This window comes from Lentzea sp. NPDC060358 (genome assembly GCF_042725365.1).
Classification (GTDB): Bacteria; Actinomycetota; Actinomycetes; order Mycobacteriales; family Pseudonocardiaceae; genus Lentzea.
Genome location: NZ_JBHXCW010000365.1, coordinates 1 through 5,668, shown reverse-complemented (window position 1 = coordinate 5,668; position 5,668 = coordinate 1). Strand labels below are relative to the sequence as shown.

Sequence of the window (5,668 nt, the reverse complement as noted above, 5' to 3'; positions counted from 1 at the left end):
CCCGGAATGCTCCGGGAGGGTGGCGCTTTCGCTCGTTCGGACCAGTGCGCAACTGTCCACCTCCTGTGGATAAACGCACCGCCCGCACCCAGCGCGACACGCCGAAGATGGTGTTTTCCGCGACACGCCGACGGTGCGGCTCACAACTTTTTCCACAACTTGTACACAGCCTCTGAGCTGGGGTTATTTCTGTCACTCCACCGGTTGTCAACAGGTTGTCCCCAGCACCTCCGGTCCTGTGCGCAATCATCCACAGGTTGTCCCCCAGTTGTCCACAGGACGATCCACACGCTGGTTTGCTTGCTCCGGACGGGTCCCTCTAGCGTCGTCTCACGGGCATGGTCATCGCGCAGCGTGGCCGCCCGGAATTGTCGGTGCCTCGCGGTACAACTAGGGGACTTGGCACCGGCTCTCGACTCTTCGCAGGGGTGATTCGGCAGTGGCGCTGGTGGACGACCGGGGTATGGCGGAGCCCGCTTTCGAGCGCCAGCCGCCCCAGGACCTCGCCGCGGAGCAGTCCGTCCTCGGCGGCATGCTGCTGTCCAAGGACGCCATCGCGGACGTCATCGAGGCGCTCGCGCCGAACGACTTCTACCGCCCCGCGCACCAGGCGATCTACGACTGCATCCTCGACCTGTACGGCCGCGGCGAGCCCGCCGACCCGATCACCATCTCGGCCGAGCTCGAACGGCGCGGCGAGCTGCTGCGCGTGGGCGGCGCGCCGTACCTGCACACGTTGATCGCGACGGTGCCCACGGCGGCCAACGCCGGGTACTACGCGGAGATCGTGGCCGAGAAGGCCGTGCTGCGCCGGCTGGTCGAGGCGGGCACCCGCATCGTGCAGCTGGGGTACAACGGCGCGGAGGGCGCGGACGTCGACGAGGTGGTCGACCGGGCGCAGGCGGCGATCTACGAGGTCACCGACCGCCGCACCACCGAGGACTACGTGGCGCTGGAGGACCTGCTCCAGCCGACCATGGACGAGATCGACGCCATCGCCTCGCGCGGCGGCATCTCGCAGGGCATCCCCACGGGCTTCGCCGACCTCGACGCGCTGACCAACGGCCTGCACGGCGGCCAGATGATCATCGTCGCCGCCCGTCCCGGTGTCGGCAAGGCGCTCGCGCTCGACACGCCGCTGCCCACGCCGTCCGGCTGGACCACGATGGGCGCGGTCTCGGTCGGGCAGCACCTGATCGGCGCCGACGGCCGACCGACCCGCGTGGTCGCCGCGACCGAGGTGATGACGGGCCGCCCGTGCTTCGAGGTGGAGTTCTCCGACGGCACGGTGATCGTGGCCGACGCCGAGCACCAGTGGCTCGCGGAGTCGTGCAGCGAGACCGGCGGTTTCTGGGCCATCCGCACGACGACGCAGCTGTTCGAGCGCGTCGGCCTGTGCCGGATGTTCGTGCGCATGTCCGCGGCGTGGGAGCTGCCCGCCTCCGCGTTGCCGCTGCCGCCCCGCGCGCTCGGGCTGTTCCTGTCCGGCCTGGGCGACCTGGAGCTGACGGACGACGAGCTGCGCGTGGCCAAGGACCTGGGCCTGGCCGACGAGCCGCACATCCCCGCCGCGTACCTGCGCTCGTCGCGCCGGCAGCGCGAGGAGCTGCTGGCGGCGCTGCAGATCGACGGCCGCTTCGCCCGCCTGCGCCGCGACGCCGACGAGCTGGTCGCGGGCCTCGGCCGGCACGACCGGGTCGAGGTGGTGGCGGTGCGCCCGGTCGCGTCCGTGCCGGTGCGGTGCGTGGAGGTCGACAACCACGACCACCTGTACCTCGCGGGCGAGACGATGATCCCGACCCACAACTCGACGCTGGGCCTCGACTTCGCCCGCTCGTGCTCGGTCAAGCACGGCATGACCAGCGCCATCTTCAGCCTGGAGATGAGCCGCACCGAGATCGTGATGCGCATGCTCTCCGCCGAGGCGCGCATCCGCCTCAGCGACATGCGCGGTGGCACGATGAGCGACGACGACTGGACCCGCCTGGCCCGCCGGATGAGCGAGATCAGCGAGGCCCCGCTCTTCGTCGACGACAGCCCCAACCTCACGATGATGGAGATCAGGGCGAAGGCCCGGCGCCTCAAGCAGCGCCACGACCTCAAGCTCGTGGTCGTCGACTACCTCCAGCTGATGAGCTCGGGCAAGAAGACCGAGTCGCGCCAGCAGGAGGTCTCGGAGTTCTCCCGAAACCTCAAGCTGATCGCCAAGGAGCTGCACGTCCCGGTCATCGCGATCTCCCAGCTGAACCGCGGTCCGGAACAGCGCACCGACAAGCGCCCGATGCTGTCCGACCTGCGCGAGTCCGGGTCGCTCGAGCAGGACGCCGACATGGTCATCCTGGTCAACCGCCCGGACGCGTGGGAACGCGACGACCCGCGCGCCGGTGAGGCCGACCTGATCATCGCCAAGCACCGTGCCGGTCCGACGGCCACCATCACGGTGGCGCACCAGCTGCACTACTCGCGCTTCACGGACCTGGCCCAGACCTGATCGCCGGCGCGGCTCAGAGGTCGTCGACGTCGAGCCGCAGCCAGCTGTCCTCGAGCAGGACGTGCAGGTCGGCGCCCCGGCCGACCACGTGGGCGGTCGGCGGCAGCGGCTGTCCGCCCGGCTGGACGAGCCGGCGCTCGGAGAGCACGTGCACGCGGTCGCCGGCCAGTTCGCCGACGACCACGCAGGTCAAGCGCGGTGCGGGGTTGCGTCAGGGGCTGGTCTCGCGCGGTGTGCGGGAGCCCGAGGAAGTGCTGGTGGCCGATGAGTCCGAGGTCGATGACGCCGTCGGCCTGCTGCTGCAGCGCAACGACGCCGTGGTGTGCACGACCGGGCGTCTGACCGTGGCTGTCCACAGGGCGTTGACGACTCGGGGGCTCTCGATGCCCGATGACGTCGGGTTCCTGACCATGGACGACTTCCCGTGGGCCGAGGCGCTCGGGATCAGCGTGGTCGCGCAGCCGTCGTACGAGATGGGGCGGCGAGCGGCGGAGATCGTGGTGGCGGAGCCTGAGTCGGTGGCCGAGGTCGTGTTCGAGCCGACGCTCATCGCGCGGGGGTCGTGTTAGCTCAGGACTCGAACCGATCCCAGCCGTCGAGGTGCTGCTCGACCTCGCCGCGCGCGACCTCCGGTGGCGTCACGTAGAACGCCGGTGTGTCCGTGGAGAGGTCCACGAACACCAGCGCGTGGGCGCCGGTGGTGTCCTGCGTGGTGGCCAGGCGCATCGGACGCTCCTGCGCGGTTCGCCGAGCGAACACCCGCGCGGGCTTGCGGTTGATCTTCAGGAGAAACCGCCGGTCCTCCGGCACGACCTCGATCGGGTAGGTGGTGCGGCGCGCGACTTCGGCGGCGGCCAGGTAGACGGCCACCTCGTGCACCCTGTCCGTGCTCAGCTCGGAGAACTCCATGCCGACCCATCGACGTGCGCGCCGCCGGTGTTAGCGATCAACCGCTCCGCCAGCGCGCGGATCAGCCCGCGCAGCTCCTCGGGCTCCTCCACGACGAACGGCCGGTCCAGCCGAGCCAGCAACGGCGGGATCCAGTCCAGCCGCTCCGCTCGGATGCGGACCCGAGTCCACGCCCCGCTCTCCTCCAGCGACGCGACGGCCTGCGGGAACACGGACCGCACCTCGTCGGGTGCAGCCCGGACGCGCACGGACACGCGGTGCCGGTGCGGCGCCTCGGCGATCGAGGTCAGCACCTGGCGGCCGGGGTCGAAGTCCGCCGGGACCTCGACCGTGCCGTCGCGCGGGGACACCGCGGTGATCCGGTCCACGCGGAACGTGCGCACCTCGCCGCTGGCCGAGTCCGCGCCGGTCAGGTACCAGCGGCCGGCGTGCGCCACGACGCCGTACGGGTGCACGACCCGGTCGCTCGCGCCGCCGTGACCTGCGAGGTAGGCGATCGCGATCGGCCTGCGGTCCCGTGCGGCGGTGGCGACGGTCAGCAGGACCTCGGCGTCCGCGGTGAGGGCGGGTTTGGCGAGGGCGGTGAAGTCGGTGACCTCCAGCAGTGCGTCGAGTCGGGGGGCCAGGGCGGCGGGCAGGACTCGGCGGACCTTGGCGACGGCGCTCTCCACGGCCGCGACCGAGGTGGTGACCTGGCCGGAGCGCCGGCCCGTCACCAGGCCGAGCAGGACGGCGAGGGCCTCCTCGTCGGTCAGCATCAGCGGGGGCATCCGGTAGCCCGGCTCCAGGCGGTAGCCGCCGTAGCGACCGCGGACCGAGCGGACCGGGACGTCGAGCTCCAGCAGGCGGTCGACGTAGCGGCGGACCGTGCGTTCGTCGACGTCGAGGCGTTCGGCCAGGTCGGCGACCGTGCGCGTGCCGCCGCTCTGGAGGATCTCCAGCAGGGCCAGGACACGGGCGATCGGGCGGGTCACACCCGAATCCTCGCTGATACCGGGCGGATCCTGTCCACTATTGCTCCTAGCGTGTCCGGTGTTCCCGGAGAAAGGACACGCTGTGCAGTTCGTTTCCGTCCGCGTCATCACCCACGACGTCGCGCGCCTCGCCGAGTTCTACGCGCGGGCCACCGGCATCGAGGTGCGGTGGCGCACCGAGCAGTTCGCCGAGCTCGTCGGTCCCTCGTGCACGTTGGCTATCGGGCACGCGGACACGATGGCGCTGTTCGGCGCCGGGGCCGCGGTGCCCGAGTCCAACCGGACGGCGATCATCGAGTTCCGCGTGGACGACGTCGACGCCGAGTTCGAACGGCTCGCCGGCGTGGAGGTCGTGCAGAAGCCGACGACCATGCCGTGGGGCAACCGGTCGCTGCTGTTCCGCGACCCCGACGGCAACCTGATCAACTTCTTCACGCCGCCTGCCTGAGAATGGGCGCATGCTGATCAGGCCTGCCGAGCGCAGGGACGTGCCCGCTCTGGTGCAGCTGCGCCTCGCCAACGCCGCGCGGCACGTCGAGCTCGACCCGGACCTCTTCCGGATCCCGGACGCGGCGGCGGTGCGCCGGTACTTCGAGGACGCCGTCGGGCACCTGCTGATCTCCGTGGCCGAGCTCGACGGCGCGGTGGTCGGCATGGTCGAGGTGGTGCTGCTCCCCGGCACCGCGCCGGACCACCAGATCCTCAAGCCCCGGCGCGCGGCCGACGTGCACACCGTGGTGCTGGACGGTCATCGGGGACGGGGCGTCGGGGCGGCACTGGTGGCGGAGGCCGAACGCGTCGCCGCTGCTCACGGCGTCGAGCTGGTGTTCGCGAACATCTTCGCGCCGAACGAGCAGGCCCACGCGTTCTACTCGCGGGCGGGGTTCGGCCCGCGTGGCGTCCTGCTGAGCAAGCCGTGCGGCTGACGGTCCTCGGCAGCTGCGGCGCCTATCCGGAGCCGGGGCGGGCGTGCAGCAGGTTCGCGGTGGAGGAGGCGGGGCACCGGCTGGTGCTGGACCTCGGCTACGGCGCGTTGCCGCGGTCGGCTGACCGTTGTCCGGCGCGGCAGTGCTGGTCAACGGGTGCTGCGGGCGGGGCTGCTGCCCGACTTCACCGTCGCCCGGTTCCACGAGTCGGTGCTCGCCGTTGTCGCCGAGCACGATTTTGGGGACGGGTCGCCGGTCTCGGCGCTGATCAGGCAGCTGGTCGGGATCGGCGCACGGATGCGCTGGGTGACGAGCGACGGGGACGCGGCACCCGAGGACGTCATCGCCACCGCCGAACAGCACCGAGC

Annotated in this window: 7 protein-coding genes and 1 pseudogene; 5 read left to right on the top strand and 3 right to left on the bottom strand. The window is 71.3% G+C overall.

Annotated features, from left to right (window positions below):
• Positions 1-463: 463 nt before the first annotated feature.
• Entirely contained in the window at positions 464-2,491 is a 2,028-nt protein-coding gene (gene dnaB, locus ACFWGZ_RS39095; protein WP_382456640.1) for a replicative DNA helicase, read from the top strand.
• Between the two features lie 13 nt (positions 2,492-2,504).
• Here dnaB and ACFWGZ_RS39090 read toward each other — a convergent pair whose 3' ends face one another.
• A complete protein-coding gene (locus ACFWGZ_RS39090) occupies positions 2,505-2,675 on the bottom strand; it encodes a hypothetical protein (protein WP_382456639.1) in 171 nt (56 codons plus the stop codon).
• Positions 2,676-2,697: 22 nt separating this feature from the next.
• Between ACFWGZ_RS39090 and ACFWGZ_RS39085 the strand changes: the two genes are divergently transcribed.
• Positions 2,698-3,060, top strand: a complete 363-nt coding sequence (locus ACFWGZ_RS39085; RefSeq protein WP_382456638.1) for a substrate-binding domain-containing protein — start codon at positions 2,698-2,700, stop codon at positions 3,058-3,060.
• Position 3,061: 1 nt separating this feature from the next.
• Here ACFWGZ_RS39085 and ACFWGZ_RS39080 read toward each other — a convergent pair whose 3' ends face one another.
• Both ACFWGZ_RS39080 and ACFWGZ_RS39075 read right to left on the bottom strand, forming a co-directional pair.
• Positions 3,062-3,400 (bottom strand): hypothetical protein, encoded by a 339-nt coding sequence (locus ACFWGZ_RS39080; RefSeq protein ID WP_382456637.1) that lies wholly within the window; start codon positions 3,398-3,400, stop codon positions 3,062-3,064.
• Positions 3,382-4,374: a helix-turn-helix transcriptional regulator gene (locus ACFWGZ_RS39075; protein ID WP_382456636.1), complete on the bottom strand. Its 993-nt coding sequence runs from the start codon at positions 4,372-4,374 to the stop codon at positions 3,382-3,384. The genes ACFWGZ_RS39080 and ACFWGZ_RS39075 overlap by 19 nt, the downstream gene beginning before the upstream one ends.
• 82 nt (positions 4,375-4,456) lie before the next feature.
• Here ACFWGZ_RS39075 and ACFWGZ_RS39070 point away from each other — a divergent pair, with 82 nt between their 5' ends.
• The 3 genes and pseudogenes from ACFWGZ_RS39070 to ACFWGZ_RS39060 form a co-directional block, all read left to right on the top strand.
• Positions 4,457-4,822: a VOC family protein gene (locus ACFWGZ_RS39070; protein ID WP_382456635.1), complete on the top strand. Its 366-nt coding sequence runs from the start codon at positions 4,457-4,459 to the stop codon at positions 4,820-4,822.
• A gap of 10 nt (positions 4,823-4,832) precedes the next feature.
• Positions 4,833-5,300 (top strand): GNAT family N-acetyltransferase, encoded by a 468-nt coding sequence (locus tag ACFWGZ_RS39065; protein WP_382456634.1) that lies wholly within the window; start codon positions 4,833-4,835, stop codon positions 5,298-5,300.
• Between the two features lie 156 nt (positions 5,301-5,456).
• Positions 5,457-5,668 (top strand): annotated as a pseudogene (locus ACFWGZ_RS39060) (GGDEF domain-containing protein); the annotation flags it as partial.

Excerpts from the sequence above, each read along its gene's own strand:
- ACFWGZ_RS39065 (WP_382456634.1), top strand. The coding sequence starts at position 4,833 with ATGCTGATCAGGCCTGCCGAGCGCAGGGACGTGCCCGCTCTGGTGCAG.
- dnaB (WP_382456640.1), top strand. The coding sequence starts at position 464 with ATGGCGGAGCCCGCTTTCGAGCGCCAGCCGCCCCAGGACCTCGCCGCG.
- ACFWGZ_RS39080 (WP_382456637.1), bottom strand. The coding sequence starts at position 3,400 with ATGGAGTTCTCCGAGCTGAGCACGGACAGGGTGCACGAGGTGGCCGTC.